Below are 631 nucleotides of genomic sequence, written 5' to 3'. Positions count from 1 at the left end.
GTAATTGAATTAGAAGTTAGAAAAACTTGCTACGAGAACCATTGGCCGAAACAAAAAAGGTTAAGCCAATAAGAGCGCAGGGTGGATGCCTTGGCACTAAGAGCCGAAGAAAGACGTGATAAGCTGCGAAAAGCCGCGGGGAGGAGCATATATCCCATGATCCGCGGATCTCTGAATGTGGAAACACACATGAGCAACCCTCATGTATCCGTACCCCAATCCATAAGGTACGGAGGGGAACCCGGTGAACTGAAACATCTAAGTAGCCGGAGGAAAAGAAAGAAACATCGATACCGGGAGTAGCGGCGAGCGAAACCGGAGGAGCCCAAACCGCTGTGCGTGCACGGCGGGGTTCGGACTGCGGAATTGGAACGAGTCATAGTCAAACGGTTTTGGGAAAGCCGGCCGGAGAGGGTGAAAGCCCCGTAGGCGAAATGACGAGGGACATGGCAGGATCCAGAGTACACCGGGACACGAGAAACCCTGGTGGAAAGAGCGGGGACCACCCCGTAAGGCTAAATACTTCTTAGTGACCGATAGCGCATAGTACTGTGAAGGAAAGGTGAAAAGGACCCCGGGAGGGGAGTGAAAAAGAACCTGAAACCCTGTGTTTACAAGCAGTGGGAGGGCG

Annotated in this window: 1 rRNA gene; it reads left to right on the top strand. The window is 52.6% G+C overall.

Features of this window, described 5'->3' with window-relative positions:
- Positions 1 to 58 precede the first annotated feature (58 nt).
- Positions 59 to 631, top strand: a 23S ribosomal RNA gene (locus ACTQ1N_RS12715); the annotation flags it as partial.

The organism is Porcincola sp. LCP21S3_C12 (genome assembly GCF_052118625.1).
Lineage (GTDB): Bacteria > Bacillota > Clostridia > Lachnospirales > Lachnospiraceae > Porcincola.
The sequence above is the reverse complement of the archived record's forward strand: the minus strand, read 5'-3'. Positions and strand labels throughout refer to the sequence as shown.